The 23610-nt window shown below is 63.6% G+C and carries 21 protein-coding genes and 2 pseudogenes; 1 reads left to right on the forward strand and 22 read right to left on the reverse strand.

Annotation, left to right across the window (positions count from 1 at the left end):
- Positions 1-61: 61 nt before the first annotated feature.
- Complete coding sequence (locus tag PQR32_RS08820) at positions 62-766, reverse strand: helix-turn-helix transcriptional regulator (RefSeq protein ID WP_408224574.1); 705 nt, start codon at positions 764-766, stop codon at positions 62-64.
- Positions 767-790: 24 nt separating this feature from the next.
- Between PQR32_RS08820 and PQR32_RS08825 the strand changes: the two genes are divergently transcribed.
- Positions 791-1033, forward strand: coding sequence for a hypothetical protein (locus tag PQR32_RS08825; protein WP_408224577.1), 243 nt, complete (start codon positions 791-793; stop codon positions 1031-1033).
- On the opposite strand, the gene PQR32_RS08830 is transcribed toward PQR32_RS08825, so the two are convergent.
- The 21 genes and pseudogenes from PQR32_RS08830 to PQR32_RS08930 all read right to left on the reverse strand — a co-directional run bounded on the left by PQR32_RS08830 (position 982) and on the right by PQR32_RS08930 (position 23346).
- Positions 982-1758 (reverse strand): CDP-alcohol phosphatidyltransferase family protein, encoded by a 777-nt coding sequence (locus tag PQR32_RS08830; protein WP_408224580.1) that lies wholly within the window; start codon positions 1756-1758, stop codon positions 982-984. The two genes, PQR32_RS08825 and PQR32_RS08830, sit on opposite strands and share 52 nt — an antisense overlap.
- Positions 1758-2930 (reverse strand): porin, encoded by a 1173-nt coding sequence (locus PQR32_RS08835; protein ID WP_408224583.1) that lies wholly within the window; start codon positions 2928-2930, stop codon positions 1758-1760. The genes PQR32_RS08830 and PQR32_RS08835 overlap by 1 nt, the downstream gene beginning before the upstream one ends.
- 97 nt (positions 2931-3027) lie before the next feature.
- Positions 3028-4356 carry a C4-dicarboxylate transporter DctA gene (dctA, locus tag PQR32_RS08840; RefSeq protein ID WP_408224645.1) on the reverse strand — a complete coding sequence of 443 codons (1329 nt, stop codon included), beginning with the start codon at positions 4354-4356 and terminating at the stop codon, positions 3028-3030.
- A gap of 247 nt (positions 4357-4603) precedes the next feature.
- Positions 4604-5545: an AraC family transcriptional regulator gene (locus tag PQR32_RS08845; RefSeq protein ID WP_408224585.1), complete on the reverse strand. Its 942-nt coding sequence runs from the start codon at positions 5543-5545 to the stop codon at positions 4604-4606.
- Positions 5542-6024, reverse strand: a complete 483-nt coding sequence (locus PQR32_RS08850; protein ID WP_408224588.1) for a CBS domain-containing protein — start codon at positions 6022-6024, stop codon at positions 5542-5544. The genes PQR32_RS08845 and PQR32_RS08850 overlap by 4 nt, the downstream gene beginning before the upstream one ends.
- The gene (locus tag PQR32_RS08855; RefSeq protein ID WP_408224591.1) at positions 5943-7040 is read right to left on the reverse strand and encodes an XdhC family protein; all 1098 of its coding nucleotides are present in this window, start codon (positions 7038-7040) and stop codon (positions 5943-5945) included. Before PQR32_RS08855 ends, PQR32_RS08850 begins: the two co-directional genes overlap by 82 nt.
- Positions 7041-7044: 4 nt before the next feature.
- The gene (locus PQR32_RS08860; protein WP_408224594.1) at positions 7045-8478 is read right to left on the reverse strand and encodes an NAD(P)(+) transhydrogenase (Re/Si-specific) subunit beta; all 1434 of its coding nucleotides are present in this window, start codon (positions 8476-8478) and stop codon (positions 7045-7047) included.
- A complete protein-coding gene (locus tag PQR32_RS08865) occupies positions 8475-8774 on the reverse strand; it encodes an NAD(P) transhydrogenase subunit alpha part 2 (protein ID WP_408224597.1) in 300 nt (99 codons plus the stop codon). The genes PQR32_RS08860 and PQR32_RS08865 overlap by 4 nt, the downstream gene beginning before the upstream one ends.
- A gap of 26 nt (positions 8775-8800) precedes the next feature.
- Positions 8801-9928: a Re/Si-specific NAD(P)(+) transhydrogenase subunit alpha gene (locus PQR32_RS08870; protein ID WP_408224600.1), complete on the reverse strand. Its 1128-nt coding sequence runs from the start codon at positions 9926-9928 to the stop codon at positions 8801-8803.
- Between the two features lie 3 nt (positions 9929-9931).
- Positions 9932-10465, reverse strand: a pseudogene (locus PQR32_RS08875) (dihydroxy-acid dehydratase); the annotation flags it as partial.
- 178 nt (positions 10466-10643) lie between these two features.
- A complete protein-coding gene (locus tag PQR32_RS08880; protein ID WP_408224603.1) occupies positions 10644-12104 on the reverse strand; it encodes an NAD-dependent succinate-semialdehyde dehydrogenase in 1461 nt (486 codons plus the stop codon).
- A 20-nt stretch (positions 12105-12124) separates the two neighbouring features.
- Positions 12125-14041, reverse strand: coding sequence for a thiamine pyrophosphate-dependent enzyme (locus PQR32_RS08885; protein ID WP_408224606.1), 1917 nt, complete (start codon positions 14039-14041; stop codon positions 12125-12127).
- A 36-nt stretch (positions 14042-14077) separates the two neighbouring features.
- A complete protein-coding gene (locus PQR32_RS08890; protein ID WP_408224609.1) occupies positions 14078-15094 on the reverse strand; it encodes a xanthine dehydrogenase family protein molybdopterin-binding subunit in 1017 nt (338 codons plus the stop codon).
- On the reverse strand, positions 15091-17097 hold the full coding sequence (locus PQR32_RS08895; protein WP_408224612.1) for a molybdopterin-dependent oxidoreductase: 2007 nt from the start codon (positions 17095-17097) through the stop codon (positions 15091-15093). Before PQR32_RS08895 ends, PQR32_RS08890 begins: the two co-directional genes overlap by 4 nt.
- Positions 17090-18004, reverse strand: a complete 915-nt coding sequence (locus tag PQR32_RS08900; RefSeq protein WP_408224615.1) for an FAD binding domain-containing protein — start codon at positions 18002-18004, stop codon at positions 17090-17092. Before PQR32_RS08900 ends, PQR32_RS08895 begins: the two co-directional genes overlap by 8 nt.
- Before the next feature lie 10 nt (positions 18005-18014).
- Positions 18015-19163, reverse strand: a complete 1149-nt coding sequence (locus PQR32_RS08905; protein ID WP_408224618.1) for a zinc-dependent alcohol dehydrogenase — start codon at positions 19161-19163, stop codon at positions 18015-18017.
- Between the two features lie 674 nt (positions 19164-19837).
- A pseudogene (locus PQR32_RS08910) lies at positions 19838-20446 on the reverse strand (IS110 family RNA-guided transposase); the annotation flags it as partial.
- An 803-nt stretch (positions 20447-21249) separates the two neighbouring features.
- Positions 21250-21636 (reverse strand): peptidase inhibitor family I36 protein, encoded by a 387-nt coding sequence (locus PQR32_RS08915; RefSeq protein ID WP_408224621.1) that lies wholly within the window; start codon positions 21634-21636, stop codon positions 21250-21252.
- A gap of 42 nt (positions 21637-21678) precedes the next feature.
- Entirely contained in the window at positions 21679-22584 is a 906-nt protein-coding gene (locus PQR32_RS08920) for a C39 family peptidase (RefSeq protein ID WP_408224624.1), read from the reverse strand.
- A 37-nt stretch (positions 22585-22621) separates the two neighbouring features.
- Positions 22622-22987, reverse strand: a complete 366-nt coding sequence (locus tag PQR32_RS08925; protein ID WP_408224627.1) for a hypothetical protein — start codon at positions 22985-22987, stop codon at positions 22622-22624.
- A gap of 110 nt (positions 22988-23097) precedes the next feature.
- Positions 23098-23346: a LysR substrate-binding domain-containing protein gene (locus PQR32_RS08930; protein WP_494471416.1), complete on the reverse strand. Its 249-nt coding sequence runs from the start codon at positions 23344-23346 to the stop codon at positions 23098-23100.
- Positions 23347-23610 lie beyond the last annotated feature (264 nt).

A 23610-nucleotide genomic window follows, 5' to 3' on the forward strand; every position in this document is an offset into this window, starting at 1 on the left:
GTTCATTTCGTTCCCCGCATCCTAGCGCGCCGTATTGCGACAGAACCGGCCGGAGAGCGACTTACTCCGTCACCGCCGCCGCCTGCATCTGTCTGCGAAACTTGCTTGGTGACAGCTGAAAGCGCTGCGAAAAACGGCGGGTGAAATACGCTTCGTCAGCAAACCCCACGGCGTTGGCGATCTCACTAACACGCTCGTCGGTATGCATGAGGAGATGCTTCGCGCGCTCCATGCGCTTCGCGGTCACCCACTCGACAAACGCCAGTCCCGTATGTTTTTTTAGAAGCTGTGAGAGATAGTTCGGTGACACATGCGCGGCTTCGGCAATGGTGTAGATGGACAATGTTCCGGCGAGGTTGTCGTCGATATGCTTCATGACGCGCCGAAGCGTATCCGAACGCCTTTGCACGAACACGCGCTGCTCGGCAAGATCGCGAAGTTCGTTCTGGTACGTGTCGGTCACGAAGCCGATCAACTCCAGCAGCGCGCCGCGCAGGCGCTCCAGCGTCCCAAGGCCGCGTCGCTGGTTCAGTGCCACCATGTGGCGAATCACGCCTTGCACGTAAGCAAATTCTGCTTCGTCGAAATCGAAATCAAGATGGCCCTCGTAAAGGAACGGCGCCAGCTCCGGAAAATCGAAAATGGACACTTCTTCCATTTCGAACGGCGACAAGTCCAGCCCCGGCCGCAGGAACTGCGGCGCGAAATTGATGACGTGATACCGCGCGTCGGGCGGATTGTAGGCACAGTGCACGCGGTACGGCATCACGAAGATGATGGAACGCGATGCATGGTCGCGCCGCTGCCCTCCGATCACATGCGTATGCCCCATGCTTGCATTGGCTTGCATCTGGAAAAACTCGTGGCGATGGGCGACGGCTATCGCGGGCCGCGCGACCTGATCGCGAATGTCGAAATCGAGCCGCTCCGAGCGGTCCGACATTCGATATGTCCTGATGTCATGGAGCGAATCGGCATTCATCAACGTTTCATATCACGGGTGAACAAACGGGCGCTGGACCGCGCCGCGTAGTTGTCGAGGACAACCTGGCGGACCGTCATGACGCGATGAAAAACCAAACCAGCCGCAACGTAAATCCATACCAGCCCGCACAGCATACCGGGAAGCGCGGCGCGTGCCCCGACAAACCGGGCAAGCGCCGCCACACTGGCGGCCGCAAGGGCTATGAGCGCGAGCCAGAGTATCATGGGCAGGCGCTTGCCGCTAGGATACGGTACTTTTGACACCATCGCGATGCCGCTGACTGCCACGGCGGCGGCACATAGCAGCGGCGAGCCAGCTAGCGCTGCGTCCGGCGCTTCGGCTGACCACCATATGTAACTCACGACCGCCGCAGCCGCAGCCGGACTCGGCAAACCCTGAAACCAGCGCTTGTCGACAACGCCCGCGTTCACGTTGAAGCGCGCGAGACGCAAAGACGCGCAGGCGAGAAACAGAAACCCGATCGCGAAACCCCAGCACCCGAGGTCACGCAGCGCCCCGTCGTATGCGATCAACGCTGGGACAATGCCAAAGGCACACATGTCGCACAGGCTGTCGTATTGTCCGCCGAACGCAGTCTCGGTCCGCATCATCCGTGCGACGCGCCCGTCCAGTCCGTCAAAAACGATCGCGAGCAGAACGGCTGCTGACGCAAACGCGTAACGGTGATCGTTCGCCGCGATCAATCCCCCGAACGCGCAGAGGAGCGCCATCGACGTAACGAGGCTCGGCAGGTAGAAGCGCGCTGGCGTCATCAGAACCTCGTGCGAATACCTGCAGCGACAACGACCTGCTCGCGGGTTCCCGAACCCGATAGCCCACCCGAGTTGAAAATCGCTGCCTCTCGCGCATCGCCACGCGCCTGCTGATAGACCACCACCGAGTAAAGGTCGGTACGCTTCGAAATTGCGTAATCGACACCGAGGTTCACCTGCTGCCACTTCGGGCGGTCCCCGGTTGCAAACGTCCCGCGGCTCTCGCCCCGGCCTGCGTAGCCGTCCGTATAGACGAACGCCATGCCGACAAGAAGCGCGGGCGTAATGTTGTATTTGCCGTTCACTTCGTAATTGGACAGGTGCAGCGCGCTGCTGTCGGCATAATCGAGGCCGACCCAGCTATAGACGAAGCCCGCGGTGAATCCGCCGACCGTGTACGCTGCGGACCCTGCGGCCACTTGCTGGCGCGCGACGTTGCCATAGAAGATATTGCGCAGGTTGGAGTAATCCCCGGTGACAGCGCCGCCTGTATTGTTACCTCCTGTGTTGCCGGTCGACGGATTATTGAGTTGCAGGTACGAGACCGCCGCAACGAGCGGTCCGTTTTCATAATGCGCGCCGAACGTGTAAGCACGATTGTTCGCAAAGCCGGTTCCGGCGGCGCCGGCCCCCTGGTTGCTGAACGCATACGCACCGCCAGCCACGAACCCGGCGATGTCGGGCATCGAGTACTTCACCGCGTTGTTCAGCCGGAACGAGTTGTAGAGGTTGTCGGAGTCTCCGACATGCGAACCGTAGCCCCCGGCCCACTGCTTGGAAGACGCGAGCGGGCCGACGTATTCGACTCCGAAGTCGTACTGGCGTCCTAACGTAAGCTCGCCGACCTGCCGGTTGTCGAGGCCGACGAAAGCCTGGCGACCAAACAGCCTGCCGCCGTCGCTAAGCGTACCTTGGTTGACGTTGAAGCCATTTTCGAGCGTGAAAAGTGCGCGCGTACCTCCGCCGAGATCCTCGAAGCCACGCATGCCCCAGCGCGATTCGATGCCGCTTGCAGTCTGGAACACGTCATGTCCCGCAACGGACGCGCTTGGCGCCGAATGATTGACGTAGGCGAGACCGTCGTCGACGATGCCGTACAGAGTGACGGCGCTTTGCGCGAACGCAGGAGTGCAGATTAATCCCGCGCAGGCAAGGGAAAGTTTCCAGGTCATCGTATGGTTCCGGGTTCAGGGTGACGGGTTACGACGCAAGCGTCTGGTTGACAGTCGGATTCACAACGCGGGCATTTCCATTGGCACCGCTGTGCACTCAGCCCGCGCGGGACGACGCCATTGCCGTTTCAGGTAGCGCCGCGCGCGACGACGGCTGGCCGCCGTCTTCCTCGCCATTCAGCACGCGATGTGCCTGCGCCACGTCGAGCGTGCCGGTCCAGCGCGCAATCACAATTGTGCCCACCACGTTGCCTGTCAGGTTCGTTGCCGCGCGAATCTGCGCCATGAAACGGTCGATCCCGATCAGGAGTGCAAGGCCGCCCACCGGCAGCACGCCGATCACCGGCAGCGTCGCGGCCAGCGCGATGAAGCCACCGCCGGTGACGCCCGCAGCACCCTTCGAGGTCAGCAGCATCACGAACAGAATGGTCAACTGCTGGTAGAACGTCAGACCGATGTTGGTCGCCTGCGCGATGAACAGCACTCCGATGCTAATGTAGATCGCTGTGCCGTCCATGTTGAACGAATAACCGGTCGGAATCACGAGGCCGACCACATCCTTTGAGCAGCCGAGGCGTTCGAGCTTCGCCATGACGCGCGGGATCATCGTCTCCGCGGCAGTCGAACCGAATACGACCAGAATCTCCTCGCGAAAGAAGCGCAGCACCTTGCGGATGCTCAATCCGCACGCCGCGAGCACGAGGCCCAGCACGAGCGTGACGAACACCACGCTGACCACGAAAACGGTGCCGAGCAGCATGCTGAACTTCGTGAGCGAGCCGATGCCATAGGCGCCGACGGTAAACCCCATCGCTCCGAACGCCGCGAGCGGCGCGAAGTACATGACGATCTTCACCATTGCAAAGAACACTTTCGAGCAGTTGTCGAGCAGGTCGATCAACGGTTGCGCGCGTTCGCTGACCGTGCTGAGCCCGATGCCGAACATCACGGAGACGAACAGCACCGGCAGCATCTCGCCCTTCGCAAAGGCGTCGACCATGCTGCTCGGCACGATCGACAGGAGGAAGTCGACAATGTTCATCGAGTGCGCCGTCTTGACGTAGCCAGCGACGAGCGCGGGGTCGAAGCTCGCCGGGTTCGCGTTAATGCCAGCGCCCGGACGGATCATGTCTGCGGCGAACCAGCCGAGCAGGAGCGCCAGCGTGGAGACGGTTTCAAAGTAGATGATCGACTTAACGCCGATGTTCGCAACGCGACGCAGGTTGCCCATCTTCGCGATCCCGCACACCACCGTCGTGAAGATGATCGGCGCGACGACCATCTTGATGCCCTTGATGAACACGTCGCCGAGCGGCTTGAGCGAGGTGCCGAACTTCGGATACAGATAGCCGACCAACGCGCCCGCGATGATCGCGAAGATCACCTGCACATAGAGCTTTGTACAGAAATGCGGCTTCCTCGCCATGAGTTCATTCGCGACGCCGGATGCCGCGACCTTGTCGCCGCCAGCCCCCGCCTGCCGCTTTGATGGGGACGCAGCTTCTTCGTGCATGTTGCGCTTCATGGGTGTCTCCTGATGAAACGTATCGATATCGACTTGTCGAGGCGGCCGGGCGGCTTTCGTGCTCGAGCCTTTCCCATCGCGCGAGCCTCGTTGCGTGCCTCTGATGGGCTTTTTTTAACGTACTCGCTCAGCACTAGCTTAGTGACACTCACTCCCTGCGCACGGTACGAAACTGCGCTTTTCCGGTAGATTCCTGCTCGCAAGAGCGCCGGTACGAACCCGGCGACACGCCGAACCACTGCCTGAAACGCCGTGCGAAATAGCTTTCATCCGCGAAACCCGTCGAGTGCGCGATTTCCGACAGACGCAACGTGGAATTCACCAGTAGCTCGCGCGCCCGCTCCATGCGCCGCTCGGTCAGCAGCTCCGTGAAGGTGCGCCCAGTTTCTCGCTTGAGCGCGTGCGCGAGGTGTCCTTGCGACAGGTTCGCCGCGGCGGCTGCGTCCTGCAACGCGAGGTCGTCGCACAAGCGGTCGCGCATCAGGCGCGAGACGCGCACGAGCCAGTCGCGCCCGCCATTCCTCGAAGGCCGCGCTTCCAGAAGCTCGGTAAGCGCAGCCTCGTGCGAACGGCACACCATCCCGATCACATGGAGAAGATGCCCTCGCAGAATCAGCGCCGCGCCGAAACGCCGTTCGGCGTTTTCGCGCAGCATCTCCGCAAGCGCGTCGCGCAAGGTTTGCAGATCGGCGCCTGCCAGCACGAAATCGACATGTTCCTGAACCAGGAACGGCGCGATCTCGGGTGCGGCCTGGGGGCTCACGTACTCCAGTTCAAGCGGATCGAGGTGCGTGTCCGGACGCAGGAACCGCAGCGAAAAACTGATTACATAAAACTCCGCATCTGGCGGCATCACGGCTACATGCGAACGGTACGGCAACACGAATGTGACCGTACCCGGACGGATCCTACGCACTGCGCCGCCGATCGTTTGCATGGATTCCCCGTGCAACGCGACGAGCATCTGGAAGTATTCGTGCCGATGCGGCTGCGTGATCTGCGGCCGCACCGAGTGATCGCGAATATCGAAATCCAGATGACTCGCGCGCTCGGCCATCCCGTAGGTTTTCAGTGCAGGCAAGGCGTTCACGTGCTCGACCCAGTGCGTTCGTCGAGCGGCCAGTCGCCGATGTACGTTTTCAGCATCCGGTTCTCGAAGTTCTGCTCTTCGTGGACTGCTTTCGCCAAGTCGTGAAACGACACCACGCCGCGCAGACGCGTAGCTTCGACTACCGGCAGATAGCGCTGGTGATGGTGGACCATGAGCGAACGCAGTTCGCGCACGTCCATCTGGGGCGATGCGACAATCGGTTCAGGGTCCATCACGTGCTTGACTTGCAGTTCAGCGACCGGCGGCGTCGGCCCCCGGCGCAGTTCCTTCTGACGTTGAGCAAGCACGTTGATGACTTCTCGGAAGGTCAGGAGCCCGACGAGCTGGCCCTGGTCGAGCACGGGGAGCGAGCCGAGGTCGGCGTCGGACATCAGGATCACGCAATCGGATAGGCGCTGTCCCGGTTGGACGGTGAAAAGCGGATTGAGCTTGAGCTTGAGGATGTCGCCGACACGCATGAGTCGTCTCCTTTTCCATTAAGGTCGTGCAGTCGTCCGGCTGCAGAGGCGTGTTCGTCACGCTTCTTTTGTATGACTGGCACACCGTTCCTGACCGCAACGATCTCGGCCACGATCGAGATCGCGATTTCGGCGGGCGTGCGGCTGCCGAGATCGAGCCCAACCGGGCCCATCAGGCGCGCCGTCTGCGCCGCGTCGAGATCGAATTCGAGCAGGCGTTCGCGGCGCGCCTGGCTGTTGCGTCGCGAGCCGAGCGCGCCGACGTAGAACGCCTGCGATTTCAACGCTTCCGTCAGCGCCATGTCGTCGAGCTTCGGGTCGTGCGTCAGCGCGACGATGGCCGTATGCGCGTCCACACCGATCGCGAGCACGACGTCGTCCGGCATGCCGGGTACCCAGCGCGCGACTGCCGGATCGAGCAACGCGCAAAATTCTTCGCGCGGATCGCACACCAGCACGTCGAAGTCGAGGCTGCCTGCGATAATCGCCACGAGCGCAGAAAGTTGGCCCGCGCCGATCAAAAGCAGCCGCCAGCGCGGACCGAAGGTGCTTGCGAGACACTGCCCGTCAAAGGCGACAGCGTCGCCGCGTGCGCCGTCCGAAAGGGTCACCGCACCGTCCGCGAACCGCAGCGTGCGGCGCACGAGCTGCCGGCGCGCGGTGCGGGCAACCAGTTCGGCAAGCCAGCCGGCATCGCTGAGCGGCTCTTCGACAAGCTGGAGACGACCGCCGCATGGCAAGCCGAAGCGCGCGGCTTCGTCGCGGCTGACGCCGTAGTTGATGAGCCGGGGCGCACTCGCACGCACGCCCCGGCGGATTCGCTCGATCAGGTCGTCTTCGACGCAGCCGCCCGACACCGAGCCCGCGACGACGCCGTCGTCGCGGATCGCGAGCAATGCGCCGGGCGGACGCGGCGCGCTGCCCCACGTCGCCACGACGGTCACCAGCGTGACGGCATGCCGCGCCGTATGCCAGTCGAAGGCGTGCTGGAGGACGGTGAGATCGACGGATTCCATGGCCTCAGTCCACGGCCTTGACCATGTCCTCGACGACCTTCTTCGCGTCGCCGAACACCATCATGGTCTTGTCCAGATAAAAGAGTTCATTGTCGAGCCCGGCGTAGCCCGCGGCCATCGAGCGCTTGTTCACGATCACCGTCTTCGCCTTGTAGGCGTCGAGGATTGGCATGCCGGCGATCGGCGATTTCGGATCGTTTTTGGCGGCGGGATTGACCACGTCGTTCGCGCCGAGAATCAGCGCCACGTCCGCCTGACCGAACTCGCCGTTGATGTCTTCCATCTCCACCACCTGATCGTAGGGCACCTCGGCTTCGGCGAGCAGCACGTTCATGTGACCCGGCATCCGGCCGGCCACTGGGTGGATCGCATAGCGCACGTGCACGCCTTTTTTGTGCAGCTTCTCCGCGAGTTCCTTCAGCGCGTGCTGGGCCCGTGCCACCGCGAGGCCATAGCCCGGCACGATCACGACCGATTCGGCGTTGCTCATCAGGAATGCGGCGTCGTCGGCGCTCCCGCTCTTGACCGGGCGGGCGGCGCCACCCTCAGCCGACGCCGCCGATGCACCCTGTGCGCCGAAGCCACCAAGGATGACGCTGAAGAACGAACGATTCATCGCGCGGCACATGATGTAGGACAGGATTGCCCCGGACGAGCCGACGAGCGACCCCGCGATGATCAACATCGGATTCGAGAGCGAGAAGCCGATGCCCGCCGCGGCCCAGCCGGAGTACGAGTTCAGCATCGAGACGACCACCGGCATGTCGGCGCCGCCGATCGGAATGATGATGAGCACCCCGAGCAGGAACGCGATGGCCGCCATCGCGATGAACGGCGCCCAGGCCTGCGTGAGGAAAAACGCAATGCCGCAGCCCAGCATCGCGACCGCGAGCACGAGGTTGACCGCGTGCTGTCCGGCGAAGCTCACAGGCGCGCCCTGAAAAAGGCGGAATTTGTATTTGCCCGAAAGCTTGCCGAACGCGATCACGGACCCGGAGAACGTGATCGCGCCGACCAGCGTACCGATGAACAATTCGATCCGATTGCCGGCCGGTATCGTATGTACGCCAGTCGCAGTGATGCCGAAGGCGGCCGGCTCGATCACCGCCGAGATCGCGATGAAGACCGCAGCCAGCCCGATCAGTGAGTGCATCGCGGCGACGAGTTCGGGCATCTTCGTCATCTCGACCTTCTTCGCGAGCAGCGAGCCGATTGCCCCGCCTGAGACCACGCCGAGCGCGACGAGCCCGAGCCCCGTGCCGGGCGCTTCGCGAAGCGCGACGATGAGCGACACCGTGGTCGCCACGGCGATCGCCATGCCGGCGAGCCCGAATGCATTTCCCACCAGCGCCGAGCGCGGATTGGACAGGCCCTTGAGCGCCTGGATGAAGCACACCGACGCACCCAGGTAGCACATCGTGACGAGGCTCATGTTCATTTTGCGCTCCCTTTCTTGCGGAACATGTCGAGCATGCGACGCGTGACCAGAAAGCCGCCGAATACGTTGACCGACGCGAGCGCCACGCCGAGCACGCCGAAGGTCTGGCTGACCGGGTCGTGCGTCAGCCCGGCCGCGAGCATCGCGCCGACGATGACGATCGCGGAAATCGCGTTGGTGACCGCCATCAGCGGTGTGTGAAGCGCAGGCGTCACGTTCCATACGACGTGATAGCCGACGTAGATCGCCAGCACGAAAATGATCACGTTGACGAGGGTGGGATCGATGGAATGCATCGTGGTCTCCTGATGGTAGGAAGGACTTACGCGAGCGTAGTCTGGTTCGAAAGCACCTCGGCGGGCAACATCGCGCACGCCCTGACGATCTCGTCCTCGAGGTTGAGGGCGAAGTTGCCCTCGGCGTCGACTATCAGCTTCGTGAAATCGAATACGTTGCGCGCGTAGAGCGCCGACGCGTCCGCCGCGACGAGTGCCGCAAGGTTCGTGAAGCCGATGAGCGTCACACCGTGTTTCGTGACGACGCGGTCCGGCTCGGTGAGCGGACAGTTGCCGCCCTGCGCGGCCGCGAGATCGACGATCACCGAACCCGGCTTCATGGAGGCCACCATCTCCGCCGAGATCAGCACCGGCGCGCGGCGCCCCGGGATCAACGCGGTCGTGATCGCGATGTCGGCGGCCTTCACGCGTTCCGCGACGAGCGTCGCCTGCCGCTGCAACCATGCCGGGGGCATCGGCCGGGCGTAGCCGCCCGCGCCGCGCGCGATCTCGGCTTCCTCGGGCGTCTCGAACGGCACGTCGACAAAACGCGCGCCGAGCGATTCGACCTGCTCCTTGACGGCCGGACGCACATCCGACGCCTCGATTGCCGCGCCGAGCCGCTTGGCCGTCGCGATCGCCTGCAAGCCCGCCACGCCCGCGCCGAGCACAAGCACACGCGCCGCCTTCACGGTGCCCGCGGCGGTCATCAGCATCGGGATGAAGCGCTGGTAATGGTTGGCGGCCAGCATGACGGCCTTGTAGCCCGCAATGTTCGCCTGCGACGACAGCACGTCCATGCTCTGCGCACGCGTCACCCGCGGCGCGGCCTCCAGCGCGAAGCCCGTCACGCCGGCGGCATGCAGGCGGCGCGCGTTTTCCTCATCGGTCGGTTCGAGCATGCCCACCAGCACGCCGCCGCGCGCGAGCCGCGCCGCTTCGGCCTCCGATGGCGCGCGCACCTTCAGCACCAGGGCGGCGCCAAGCGCCTCGGCGGCGTCGCACAGCCGCGCGCCGGCGGCGGCGTAGGCGTCGTCGGTGAAAGCGGCGCGTTCGCCCGCACCGCGCTCGACGAGCACGGTATGTTTCTGCGCGACGAACTTCTTCACGGTCTCGGGCGATGCGGCGACGCGCGTCTCGCCCGGACCGGTTTCAGTCGGAATGCCGATTAGCATGGTTTAGGCCTTCTTCGTAGATTGAGCTTGCAGGACATCGAAGTCGCAGCCGGCGTCGGCCTGAAGGACGTGGTCCTGATAAAGCTTCGCGTAGCCGCGTATGGCCTGCGCGACCGGCTTGACATCGATGGCGCGGCGCGCGAGCTCGTCCGCATCCACCAGCAGGTCGATGCGCCGCTCCTTCACGCTCAGGCGAATCCGGTCGCCGTTGCACACGAGGCCGATCGGGCCGCCCAGCGCCGCCTCGGGCGCGGTATGCAGCACGATCGTTCCGTAAGCGGTGCCGCTCATGCGGGCATCGGAGATACGCAGCATGTCCTTCACACCCTGAGCCGCGAGCTTCCTGGGAGTCGGCAGGTAGCCCGCTTCGGGCATGCCGCTGCCGCTCACCGGCCCGGCATTCTGCAACACCAGGATGTCGTTCGCGTTGACGTCGAGATCCGGATCGTCGATCCGTTCCGCCAGGTCTTCCAGCGACCTGAACACCACTGCCCGGCCTTCTTGCTCGAAGAGGTTCTTGTCGGCGGCGGAACGCTTGGGCTTTTCCAGCAGTTCGCTGGAATAACCCATTGACTTCGCAAACGAGCGGCGCAGATAGAGCGCGAAGCCTCGGTCGCCGTAGTTGGTGAGGCCGCGCTCGAACCCGATCTCTTTGATCTCGGCCATGAAATGTCTCCTCCCTGCGATGATATTTTCGTGAAGTCGGTAGCGCGGCTCAGACGAGCTTCGTGCGGATGTACTTGGGTTCCAGGTAATCGCGCACGCCCAGCGCGCCGCCCTCGCGTCCCATGCCGCTTTCCTTAACGCCGCCGAACGGAGCTTCGGCGCAGGCAAGCAACATCTCGTTTATGCCGACCATGCCGCATTCGAGCGCTTCGGCGGCGAGCGTCGAGGTCTTCAGCGAATTCGAGAACACGTAGCCGGCAAGCCCGAATGGCACCGAATTGGCAGCGACGATGGCGGCGTCGAAGTTGCTGAAAGGCACGATCGGTGCGACCGGCACGAACGGTTCGTCGGACATGATTCGTGCATGCGGCGGGACGCCGGCAAGCACGGTCGGCTCGAAGAAATAACCGCGTTCGCGCGCTGCCGGCTGCCGCCCGCCAGCGAGCAGACGCGCGCCCGAGGTCAGCGCATCGTCGACGAGTGCCTGCGCGTGGCGCAGGCCGCGCGCATTGGCAAGCGGGCCGATCTCGCTTGCCGCCTCGCCGCCCGGGCCGATCACGAGGCTTTTCGCAACCTCGGCGAACGCCTCGCAGAACGGCGCATAGATGCGCTCGTGTACGAAGAAGCGCGACGGCGAAATGCACACCTGGCCGCAATTGCGGAACTTCGCCCGCGCGAGCGTCCGTGCGGCCCATACCGGATCGGCGTCGTCGAAGACGAGGACGGGCGCGTGACCGCCCAGCTCCATCGACACTTTCTTGATGCCGTCGGCGGCGAGCCGCAGGATTGCGCGGCCCACGTCCGTCGAGCCCGTGAGCGAGACCTTGCGCACTACCGGCGACGCCACCAGATGGCGCGAGATCAGCGACGAATCGCCGGTGACGAGGTTCAGCGCACCGGGCGGCAGGCCTGCGTCGTGACATGCCTGAACCAGCGCCATGCACGAACCGGGCGCCTCGCTCGCCGGCTTGACGATCACGCTGCAACCTGCGCCGAGCGCGGCCGCGATCTTGCGCGCGGGCAGCAACGCCGGGAAATTCCACGCGGAAAACGCGGCCACCACGCCGACCGGCTCGTAACGCACCTGCATGCGCACATCCGTGCTGCGAGCCTCGATGGTCTGTCCGTAGATGCGCTTGGTTTCCTCGCTGTACCACTCAAACTGGTCGGCGGCCGCCTGCGTTTCGCCGCGTGACTCGGCGAGCGGCTTGCCGGTTTCCCCCGTCATCAGCACGGCGATCGCTTCCGCACGTTCGCGAATCAGCGCGGCGGCCTGACGCAGCACTGCGGCGCGCTGCCAGGGCGATACCGCGCGCCAGGTCGCGAAGCCTTGGCGGGCGCTTTCGAGCGCGGCGTCGAGGTCGGCTTCGTCGGCGCACGGGATCAAGCCCGCCACTTCTTCCGTCGATGGATCGAGCACTTCGCGTGTCGCAAGCGATTGCGACTGGCGCCACTGGCCGCCGATATACAGCCCGTAGTCGCGGTACAGGCCGAATTGTTCTCGTTTCATGATTGTCTCCTCATGCCGCTTCAGACGCGGCTCGCGCGATAGCGGCGCTGCACGTCGTCGCACCAGTTGCCGACGTTCCACGAGCCGTAGGCGCCAAGCCCGCCACGCGGGTCCTCGCCGGCATACACCGGCACATGCACGACCGACAGGCCATCGTGAGCGTGGGCTTCATCGAGGGCGCGAGCGAGCGACGCGGTGTCGCAACCGGCCTCTACCGCCTTCACGCCCGCCACGCTCGACGCAAGCCGGACGTAGTCGACCGCCACGCCGTCACTGGTCTTGAAATCGACGCCGTACTGCGCGTGTTGCAGGCTGGAAATCGCGGCCATGCGCCGGTTGTCGAAGATCACGATCATGCCGCGCGCGCCGTGCTCGACCGCGCTGATGAGCGCCTGCGGATTCATCATGAATGACCCGTCGCCCGTGAACGCAATGCCATAGCGAGGCGTGCGTGCGAGGCCGTTTGCGATCAGTGCGCAGGTGGCGAAGCCCATGTAGGAAGCGCCCGTTTCGGTGAAGGTCTCGAAGGGCTCGTCGTCTTCGACGGTCTGGAAGCCGTTCGCCTGGACATCGCCAGCGTCGAAGAACTTGATCGCTCTGATGCGCTTTGCGAAGTCGCACACCTCCTTGATCGCGGCCGGCTGGGTCAGTACCGGACGCTGCCAGACTGCGTCGGCGAGTTGCCTGGCGGACTGGCGCTCGGCGAGAAACGCTTTCCACACGCGCTTTTTCTCCGCGCATTCGCGCAGCCACGCGTGCTTCATCGTGAGGTCCGTGCCGCCGCGCCGCTGCCTCAAAGCCGCGAGTAACTGCTCTATTACCGCGCCTATATCCCCGGGCAGCGCGACGCTCGCGTTGTAGTGCGAGACGTCGAGCGTATCGCCGTTGATGTTGATGACCGCCTCCGCGCGCGGATAGCCGACACCGGAACAGTCGGCCTGGCACACCGCGCGCGAGCCGATCACGATCAGCAGTTCGCCGCGCGACATCGCGTGATTACCGCTGATGGAACCCTTCGATCCGCCAACGTGCATGTTCTGCGCATGCGCATCCGGCAGCACGCCCGCCGATCCCGGCGACAGCACCACCGCGGCACCCGCCGCTTCTGCAAGCTCGCGCACCTTTTGCGAGAACGCCCGCGCGCCGCCGCCCACCTTCATCACGATCTTCTGGTGCAGGCAGATGAGTTCGGCCGCCGAAGCGAGCGCCGCCACGTCGCCCACCGACTGGCGCGGCATCGCAAGCCGCTCCGGCAGCGCGAGGAGGTTCAGGTTCTCGATCATCGCCGGCTGCGCGTTGAGCGGCAGCAGCATGAAAAATGGTCCGGCCTTGACCGGGTGGTGTACGCATTGCGTGCCGCGCCGCAGCGCGTCCCGGATCGCGTCGGGTGTGTGCAGCACGTAGGACTGGCCCATCAGCGCCGTGATCTGGCCGTACACGTGCTGCACGGGCTTGGGCACCTGCTGCATGTTGTAGCCTTCGCCCCAGGTCGTTTCGTCGCCGTAGATGTGATAGATGCCCACGCCGTTGCTCGCGGCCGCGAGGGAGCCCGCCATCGCCTGCAGACCGCCCGGCCCGATCGAGGTCACGACCGCGCAGGTTTCGCGGTATACCCACGCGAGCGCCGTGCCAGCGTGCGCCATCTCCACTTCGTTACGAAAGTTGAAGACATGCGTCACGCCCGCTGCTGTATAGACGCGCAGGACTTCGCCGAGATCGGTTGAGCCATGGCCGAAGATCGCGAGATACTTGTTCACGCCCTGCTTCAGCAGGCCGAGGACGAGCGCTTCAGACAAGGTAACGCTGACTTGCGACGGCAGCGCGCCGCGCGCGATCGCGCGCTCGAGTCCGCCCGCTTCGACGATGGCCGCCGCGCGATACGCCATTCCGGCGACGCCGGGCAAGTGAGTCTGCGGCAGTTCGGACGTCTGGTTCATGCTTCGCTCCTGCTGCGGAGAGTGGGTTGAGAGTGGTCAGGCGACTTTCCGTGGCTGCACCGTGGCTTCGCGTTTCGTTCGCAACGCTTCGAGTACGCGCTCGGGCGTCGCCGGCAGACGCGTCATACGCACACCGATGGCGTCGTAAATCGCATTGCAGATCGCGGGCGCGGTGGGCGTCAGGCACGGCTCGCCGATGCCCTTTACGCCAAGCGGGGTGTTCGGGTCCGGCTCGTCGATCAGGATCGAGGTCACCTGCGGGACATCGAGTGCAGTCGGCAAGATGTACTTGGCGAAGGCGGGCGTCGTGGTCAGGCCATTGTGCTGCTCATACGCTTCCATCAGCGCATGGCCGACGCCCATCACCACGCCGCCCTCAATCTGCCCTTCCACCTGCTGCGGATTCACCACGCGGCCGACGTCGTGCGCGGCCCAGACGCCGAGAACCTGGACTTCGCCGGTGTCGTCGTCGACTTCGACTTCCGCGATCTGCGTGCCGAATACGTAGCTGCGCCACGGGGTCGCCTCGCCGGTCTCCGGGTGCAGCGACGTATGCGCGGACGTGAAAAGCCCGCTGCCGACGATCACGATACCGCGTTCCTTCTTCAGCACGTGCACCGCGTGATCGAGTGTCATGCGCTTGCTGGGCGAACCCTCTACCCAAACCTCTCCGGCGCGCGCAACGATCGAGTTGGGCGCGACGCCCCACCATGCGCCGAGCGCGGCGGTGAACTTGCCGAAGGCCTCGTCACACGCGATCGCCACAGCGTTGCCGATCATGTAGGTCATGCGGGTCGCGCCGGCATGCGCGGCTTCGGGCACGCGGGCGGTGTCGTTGTCGCCGAGCACGACATCTTCGGGACGCACGCCCGTGCGCGACGCCGCGATCTGGCATAAGCCGGTGAGCACGCCCTCGCCGATTTCGGTTACGCCGGTGGCGACTTTCAGGGTGCCGCCGTCGTCGTACTCGACCCACACGGCGGCACGATCCATCGCCGCCGTGCGCGCGATGCCGTACCAGCCGCAGGCTATCCCTCGTCCTCTACGTTTCATTTCGTCTCTCCTTCCTGTGCTTGCGTAACGATTTCGCGCGCGGCTCGATGAACTTTGGGCAACTCAGCGACAAGCTGTGAGAAGCGCACGCCCGGCACACACGGTTCGCGCGTGCCGCAGTGTGCGAGATCCGAACGCGGTGGCGCACCGTGCGCGCTTCGAAACGGCACACCGGCGTCCCAGCCGGCCTCGGCGATGGCGCCATCGAGGCACGCGCTCGCGAGCACACGATCGAGCGGCTGGCCGGTGTGCGTGATCGCGCCGTCCTGCATCAGGTTGATGCGCCGCAAGGCGACCGGATCCATCCCCAGCCGCTCCGCGCACAGATCGAGATGCGACTCTGTAGCGAATTCCGACTGGAACGCACCGAACGCGCGAAAGGCCCCGCTCGGCGTGTTGTTGGTGTACACGGCGATCGCGTCGACCCATACGTTCGGGATGGCGTAGGGACCGGGGCCGAGAATCGCCGACTTGTTCATTACGCCTGGCGACGACATCGCATACGCACCGCCGTCTGCGATCATCGTCATCTCTGTCGCCACGATCCGGCCGTCGCGCTTGAGGCCCATCCGGTAGCGGATCAGGAAGGGATGCCGCTTCGCGCTCGCGATGAAGCTTTCCTCGCGCGTGAACACGTAGCGCACCGGCCGCCGTGTCTTGATAGCCGCGAGCGCCAGCATGCCCTGGTACAACATGTCTTCCTTGCCGCCAAAGCCTCCGCCCACCGTGCTCATGATCATGCGCACCTTGTTAATCGGCCGGCCGAGGATTTTCGCGAGCATGTGCCGGTGGTGCGTGATGTTCTGGCTCGGCGAATGCACGGTCACGCAGCCGTCCGGCTCGACGTAGGCGAGCCCGGCCTCGGGTTCCAGATACGCATGTTCGACGGCCGCCGTCTGGTACGTCTCCTCGACGATCAGGTCGGCATCGGCGAGACCGGCCTCGACGTCGCCCTTGCGAATTTTCGTGTGCTTGCAGATGTTGCCCGACGCGAAATCGTGCAGTTGCGGCGCGTCTTCGCGCATCGCGAGTTCCGGATCGAACACGCCTTCGAGCAGGCTGTAAGTGACGCGAATCAGCGCCACCGCCGCATGCGCGATCTCGGGCGTTTCAGCGACCACCGCGGCGACCGCCTCGCCCGCATAACGCACCACGCCGCGCGCCATGACCGGCTGGTCCTCGATGAACACGCCGAAGTTGTCGACGCCCGGAACGTCGTCGCACGTCAGGATCGCCTCGACACCAGGAAGCTCGCGCGCCCGCACCGCATCGATGCGCTCGATGCGTGCGTACGGATGCGGGCTTCGCAGCACCTGCATGTGCAGCATGTTCGGCATCCACATGTCGGCCGCGTACTTGATCGCGCCCGTCACCTTCGCCGGGGCATCCAGCCGCCGCGTTCTCGAACCGATGAAAGTCTCGGTGTCCTCCTCGTCGAGCACGCTCTGCGGCTTGGTGCCGTTCAGCACGTCGCGGGCGAGTTCGACCGCGTCGACGATCTTCTGGTAACCCGTGCACCGGCATACGTTGCCGCCCAGGCCCTCGCGAATTTCTACGATGCTCGCGTGCGGCCGCTTTCTCAGCGTCGCAGTCGCGGCCATCACCATGCCTGGGATACAGTAGCCGCACTGGCTCGAACCGCATTTGTGGAAGGCGCGCTGAACGACTGTCAGGCCGGCATCGCGATCGAGATCGTCGACCGTTTCGAGCGTACGGCCCACGATCTTCTGCACCGGCACGAGGCAGCTCTTGACGAGCGTGCCGTCGATGAACATCGAGCAGGTGCCGCACTCGCCCGAACCGCAACCTTCCTTGTTGCCGGTCAGCTTCAGTTCCTCGCGCACGAAATCGATGACGCGGTAGTGAATCGGCACCGCACGCCGCACCTGCCGGCCGTTCACGGTCGCGCTGATCGTCACGCTTGCCTCGTTCACCGGGTCGTAGGCGCTCGCGTCGCGCGCCGCGCCGGTACCGTCTGTGCGGAAGGGATTGAGTTCAGACATGCAGCATCTCCTTGGGCAGCCTTTCGATGCGAGCGCCGGCACGGCAAAGCGCATCGATCAAACCGCGTTCCACGAAATTCACGAGCACCTCTCGCCGATACGCCTGGCGGCTGCGCGAACGCACCCGGTCCGCCGTGCACTCGGCCACTTCGCGAATCCGCAGGGGATCGGGCGTCATACCGAGGAGCTCCGCCTCGCAGTCCCGTAGCCGCTCGGCCACCGGGCCGACCGCACCGATCGCGATGCGCACGTCCTCGATGGTTTCGCGCGCCGCATCCAGCTTCACCAGCGCAGCGAGACATACGGTCGAGATCACCAGCGAGCGCCGGTGGCCAACTTTCTCGAAGCTGCAGCCATAGCCGGGGGCGGCGTCGCATTCGATTTGCACAAGGATTTCCTTGTCCTGCAAGAGTGTCCTGCCCGGGCCGAGAATGAAGTCGCCGAGCATCACGCGGCGTCGCGCGACGCCGCCATCCGCTGCGCGGCTGGCGAGCACGAGTTGCGCGTTCAGGGCGAGCAGCGCGGGCAATGTGTCTCCCGCAGGCGAGGCATTGACGATGTTCCCGCCGAAGGTTGCCTGCTCGCGGATTTGGTCGTCGGCGAACCAGACTGCGCAACGGCCCAGCACCTCCGCGTTTTCAACGAGCCGCAGGTCGTCCTCGCTGGCGCTGATCGGTGCCGCCGCGCCAATCGCGAGCCGCGCGCCTTCGAGCGACAGCACGCCCAGCTCTGCGATCGCGCTCACGTCGATGAGCGCAGGCAGGTGGACGTCCCCCGCGCGGCCCTCGCGGGCCCATGGCAGAAGATCCGTAGCGCCCGCGACGAGCCGTGCGCCGGGAATGGCGTCGAGCGCATCAAACGCTTCATCAAGCGTCGACGCGCTGACGTAGTGGTCGTACGTCAGCATGGCGATTCCCTCAGCAACCGACGGGATGGTCGATCTTCACAACAACCTTGATGGCGTCGTCGATCCGCTCACGGGCGTAACGCAGCGCAGTGGGCACATCCGCGAGCGGGAACGTGTGCGTGTGGATCAGCTTGGCGTCGAAACGCTTCTGCTTCATCAGTTCAGCCGCTCGATGCGTGGCGCTGCGGCCCTCGCCGCGAATCCCGTAGAGGTAGATGTTGTTGCGCACCAGCGCGGCCACGTCGATCGGCACCGGCTCGCCCGGGAATGCGGCGAGGCAGATGCGGCCGCCCCGGAGCAGCATCGCGGCGGCATCGTTGATCGCGTTCGGCGCGCCCGAACATTCGAGCACATAATGCGCGCCGCCACCTGTGTATTCCTTCACCTTCGCCACGGCGTCTTCGTTTCGCACGTTGACGGTGTGATCCGCGCCGAGGCGACGGCCCATCTCCAGCCGGTTGTCACGCGTGCCGGTCAGGATCACCTCGCTCGCGCCCAGCGCCTTCGCCACACCGACGCCCATCAGGCCGATCGGGCCCGGCCCCATCACGACGACCGACTGCCCCGCGATCAGGCCGGCGGTCACGTCGAGACCGTACATCGCCGTGCCTGCGGTCACGATCAGTGTGGCCTCCTCGTCGCTCATGTCATCAGGCACGTGCACGAGCGTGTTCACATTGTTGATCGCGTACTGGGTGAAGCCGCCGTCGGTCGTGAAGCCGTTCGCACGGTGGCCCTTGTTGACGTCGCCGTAGTTTTTGCCGTAGTTGAGGCACGACGTGTACATGCCTTCGCGGCAGCGTTCGCAGCGTCCGCAGCCGGCGTGGACTTCGACGGCCACCCGGTCGCCGATGCGAAACTCATCGACGCCCGCGCCCAGTTTCACAACCGTCCCCATGTATTCGTGGCCCGGGGTAAAGTTCTTGTTAAACGGCAGGCCACCCTGGATCATGGCGGGTGGACCGCGATGGATAATCTCGAGGTCGGTCGCGCAGACAGCAATGGCGTCGATCCGAACCAGCACTTCAGCGCGCCCCGGCTGCGGCACCGGCTTTTCAGTGAGGGAGATCTGGTCGGGATCGCCGAGAATCCAGGCCTGCATAGTGGGCGGAACCTGATAGGACTCTTGCTTGAAAGTAGCTTCGGTAGCGGTGTTCATCCGGCGTCTCCAACGTGTTCGAGGGGATCGAAAGCGCGCACAACGAGGGCGCGAAGCCCGCTGCGGTTGAGCAATTCGACGGATGCCGCAGCGCGTTGGAACCAATGTAGAGGGACCGGCAAACGTGGGTCAAGTGAAGTGCCGGAGTTTCATTGATCGGTGCAAGAAGTCCGTCGGAAAATCCAAGTCGAGCACACCGGAACTTGCGGAGGCCCCCGTGGGTCGGGTACGGGCGGCTTACGCCTTAGCAATGGAGGGGAGTGTTGTAGAGGTTTTGGTCGCAGTAAGGATTGCGGAAGAAAGTTGATCGATATGCGAAGTACCGCTTATGTTTCCAGTTCGTAGAAGTGATCGGCGCCAGACGGGTGGGTTCCGCGACCACACTTCATCCGTCCTTATATGAACGCCTCCCGTTTGCGACGGTTTTTCGCGTGCTACGACTGCGACAGGATGGGTTGCAGCTTTATATTCGGGCTTATTGCAGCCTGATACGCTGCGGCCCACTATGAAATCCGCTGGCCCGTACCTCATTTTTGGCCCCAGCTCCAAGCTCTTGGACAGATTCAGGTTTAGCGAGTCCCGGTCCGACCTGTCTTGTCATCACATACGATTGCCAGCGCAACCTTTCAACGTGTCATCCTGCAAACGTTGAACTTGTACAGAGTGGTTGCCGGTCAGGCCGGCTTCACGCTCACGTGATCCTTGTCGTACTGTCGGTCATGCGCCAGGATCGCACAGATCGTGCGGGCCATCTTGTTGGCCTGGGCCACGACCGCTACATTCATCGGCCGCCGCTTCCTGAGCTGCTCAAGCCACGGCCCAGGCTCCTTCGTGTGGAAGAGCACACTGCGCGCACCGTGAATCAGCAGCTTGCGCAGATAGGTATCGCCTCGCTTGCTGATCCCCAGCAACTGGACCTTGCCGCTCGGGCCCGTTTGTCTCGGGACCAGCCCGATCCAGGCCGCGAACTCACGCCCGGATCTGAACGTCTTAGCGTCTCCCATCGTCGCGATCGCGGCGGTTGCAGTTAGCAGTCCGACGCCCGGGATCGCAGCAATTGCCCTGCATGCCTTGTCCTCTTTCAGCCATGCCTGTAGACGCCGTTCGATTTCAGCAATTTGCTTATCCAGATTCGTCAGACCGTTCCACTGTTCGCGCAGCGTGTCGATCAGAATCGTCGGCAAACGGCCCACCAGCCGCTCCAGCACATCCGGCACCGCCTTATCCAGCGCAGCCCGACCCTTGCCCATCACTTCACCGTATTGGGTCAGCAGGTGTTGAAGTTCATCAATTTTGCTAATGATGTCCGTTGGCGCGCTAATCGTGCCCATTAATTCTGCTAGCGCGGCTTTTCCACCGCAACGCGAACTCACTGCCCGACACGACTGACCAAGCAAGGACGACGCCGCTCTGACCAACATCCACACAAGGGGATGTTGAAGGTCGCCGCAGTGACACACAGAGTGCCATACCGTATGGCATTTTTGATCTGCGCACTGAGATGGGTACCTTCCGAACATCAAAAAATGACCCCCGGCATTTGCACTTGCTGCCGCTTCAAGCGAATGCACCTATTGCGCTCCTCTACAGCCGCATTAGCCGAATTTGCGGACACGTCAAATGCGTTAGCAGAATCAACGGACATCCGAGCGTGCGTGCGTTGCTGAAACGCAACGCCTGGAAAGCGTGCGAAACCGCTTCTATGCCTTGTTTCGCGGGGCCAAAATACAGTCTTACATTAGCGTGATCTATGGACACGATTAGCCGTTTTTACGGCCTTCTACAATATCTGACACGCACCGTTCGCAAATGTGGACTCCCGTTGAGCGTAAGATTCTCGCTACAGTGGTCGGCGTCGAGAAACCGGCCGGTCTGCCTTAACTGGATGCGAAAGTAGTTTTCCTGAGCGATACGCATTGGCATAGACCGGTTTGGAGCGCGAGTGCGATGCCCACAGCCGCCGTGACCCGGCGGCACGGATACGCACCGTCGTGCGCTTTGAAACGAAGTAGTCGGTGCATGTCGCAGTCCTCCTAGGCAAGGTCTTCATGCGAAACAGATCGGTGCGGCCAACGACTCACGTCCCTCACCAATTCGGCATGCCCGGGCAACTGCAGATCGCTTCGCTGGCCTTGTCGTTCCACCCGTCACCGACGTACTTGTAGCTTCTGTTCGAGCGGAAATGGTGGCCGCCCTCGTCGACGTGTTCCCACAGTGTCAGGGTGCATCCGCCCGACACCTTGAACGAAGAGACCTGATCGTTCCAGGAAGGGTCGTAGACGAAGCGATGGATGCCGTCGGACACGCCATACGGCGGCGAGCTGACCATCTTCATGTCGTCGCCGCTCTGCAACGTCCAGTGAGCGCCGCCGTAGTCGCGGTGCTGATAGAGGGTGCACGTGGCGTAGGCGGCGCTCAGAGAGATGCTCGCCGCAGTCGCGCAGAGTGCGGCGAGCCAGTTGATTCGATTCATGACGCGCTCCTTCGGACATGGTTTCGCGGATATCTCCGGAGATCACGTCGCGCGTTTCGTGAAGATGAATCCATCGAGCTTCGCGCCGCCGAAATAAGACCCCGGAAACGCGCCGAAACGCACGACGGACTGGCCGTTGGCCGGGTCGAGCACGAGCAGGCTGTCACTCAGCACACCGGCGATCGCCACGACATGCGAGCCCCCCGAGAACCACGTGATGTCGGCGACGACCGGGCGTCCCGCATTCAGCTCGCTCGCGATCTGATCGAGGCCGAGGTCGCCGGGCTGGTTGCTTGCCCAGTTGCCGGTAACCTTGAGCGGGTCGGACACGCCGCCCGATTTGATGTATCGGCGATCGATGCCGTACTTCGGATCGTCGAGGATGTATTCGGCTGCCTGGCTGTAGGGATTGGCGAGCGCCGCAACGAGATCGGGGTTTGCCTTCAGCACATCGGCGCTCGGACAGGCGCTCGTATTCGCCGGGAACTGGTTGATCGTCTGGCCCACCACCGTCATGACCCGGCACTGTGTCCATGTGCTCAGCGCATCGTAGAAGCGGTTGACGCTGGTCGCCACCGCGATCCAGCACCATTCGTTCGTTTCCTGGTATTGCATCCGCAGCCCAATGTTGGCCGGCATCGGAGGCACATAGGTCTGTATCTCTACCGGCTTGTCATCGAGCAGAGTGATGTCGGTGGCGATGTTCAAGGGAGCACCCCAATCGACGTTGACCACGAAGGTCACGCCATGATTGGAATCGAACGGCGGGCCATGCGGCGCGATATTGTCCACCGTGATGCCCGCCGAACCGATGAAGCGCACATGTTCGGCCGTGCACTCCGATGCGGTGACGAGCACCACCGAGTCCTTGTCTATCGCAGGCCAGTTGTAGTTGAGCGTGCAACGGCCCTGCATCGCATTCCAGTATTTCCTGATCGTCTGCGGCATGGTTAAGCCCTCATCTGCAGAACATGTCCCTGGATTCCTAGAAATCCACCTCGATCGGCGCCGCGTCCAGAACGGTGATATCCGTTACCACCGTCAGAGGGTTCGGCCAGTCGACATTCACCACGAAAGTCACGCCGTGGTTGCCATCGAAGGGCGGGCCGTGAGGAGCGATGTTCTCGACCGTGATCGACGCGTTGCCGATGAAGCGGTGTTCGTCGGTCTGTGGCACGGCCGCCACGTATTCCGCGGCCGTGATCAGCACCACCGAGTCGTGATTGATGTTGGGCCAGTTGAAATTGAGCGTCGTTCGGCCGCCGAGCGGGCCCCAGTACTTCCTGATCGTTTGTGGCATGTCGATCTCCTGTGCTCGCTTTCCTTCGAACAATTCGATGAAGGCGTCCACCACCCCCGCCTTCTCGAGGTGGCGTGCGTTCCGTTTTAGGACGATTGAACCCGCTGGATTTTGAATATCGACTGTCGACCGGCGCCCTGTCGCGCCGCAGCGCCCAGCTTTCACAACTCGGCGACAAGCCGCCCGAACGCCTCTCTCACTTCGTCCCAGAACGTATCGGCCACGACCGGCATCGGCTGCGAAGCATTCGTCACGATATAAAAATGATCCTCCACGGCAGGCGCGAAGGGCTTCACCGCGACGCGCTGCCGCGCGTAAGCGGCCGTGACCGGATCGATGAGCGCCACACCCGCGCGATTCGCGACCAGCGCCACGCGAGAGCTAAACGTTGCACACGTTAAAGCGCATATGCGGGTGACTGATGCGGAAGGGCACGAAACTCACGCGTCGCTGTGGCGTATCGATCCGAACTGAGCGTGCGTTTGCACGAACAGGAGGCCCGAACGCGGCGGCCCATGCCCGACTCTACGGCACGATCACTAAGAAAGCGTGATCTTGCGCGGCTTCGGTGCGACCGGGCGGGCGAGGTTTACTGTCGCCAATCGAGCGACGGTATGCTGCAAAGGAGCCGACATTCGAATGTCCGGACGACCGGATGGCTGAGTGACGCTTCG

Source organism: Paraburkholderia dipogonis, from assembly GCF_046027395.1.
Taxonomy (GTDB): domain Bacteria; phylum Pseudomonadota; class Gammaproteobacteria; order Burkholderiales; family Burkholderiaceae; genus Paraburkholderia; species Paraburkholderia dipogonis_A.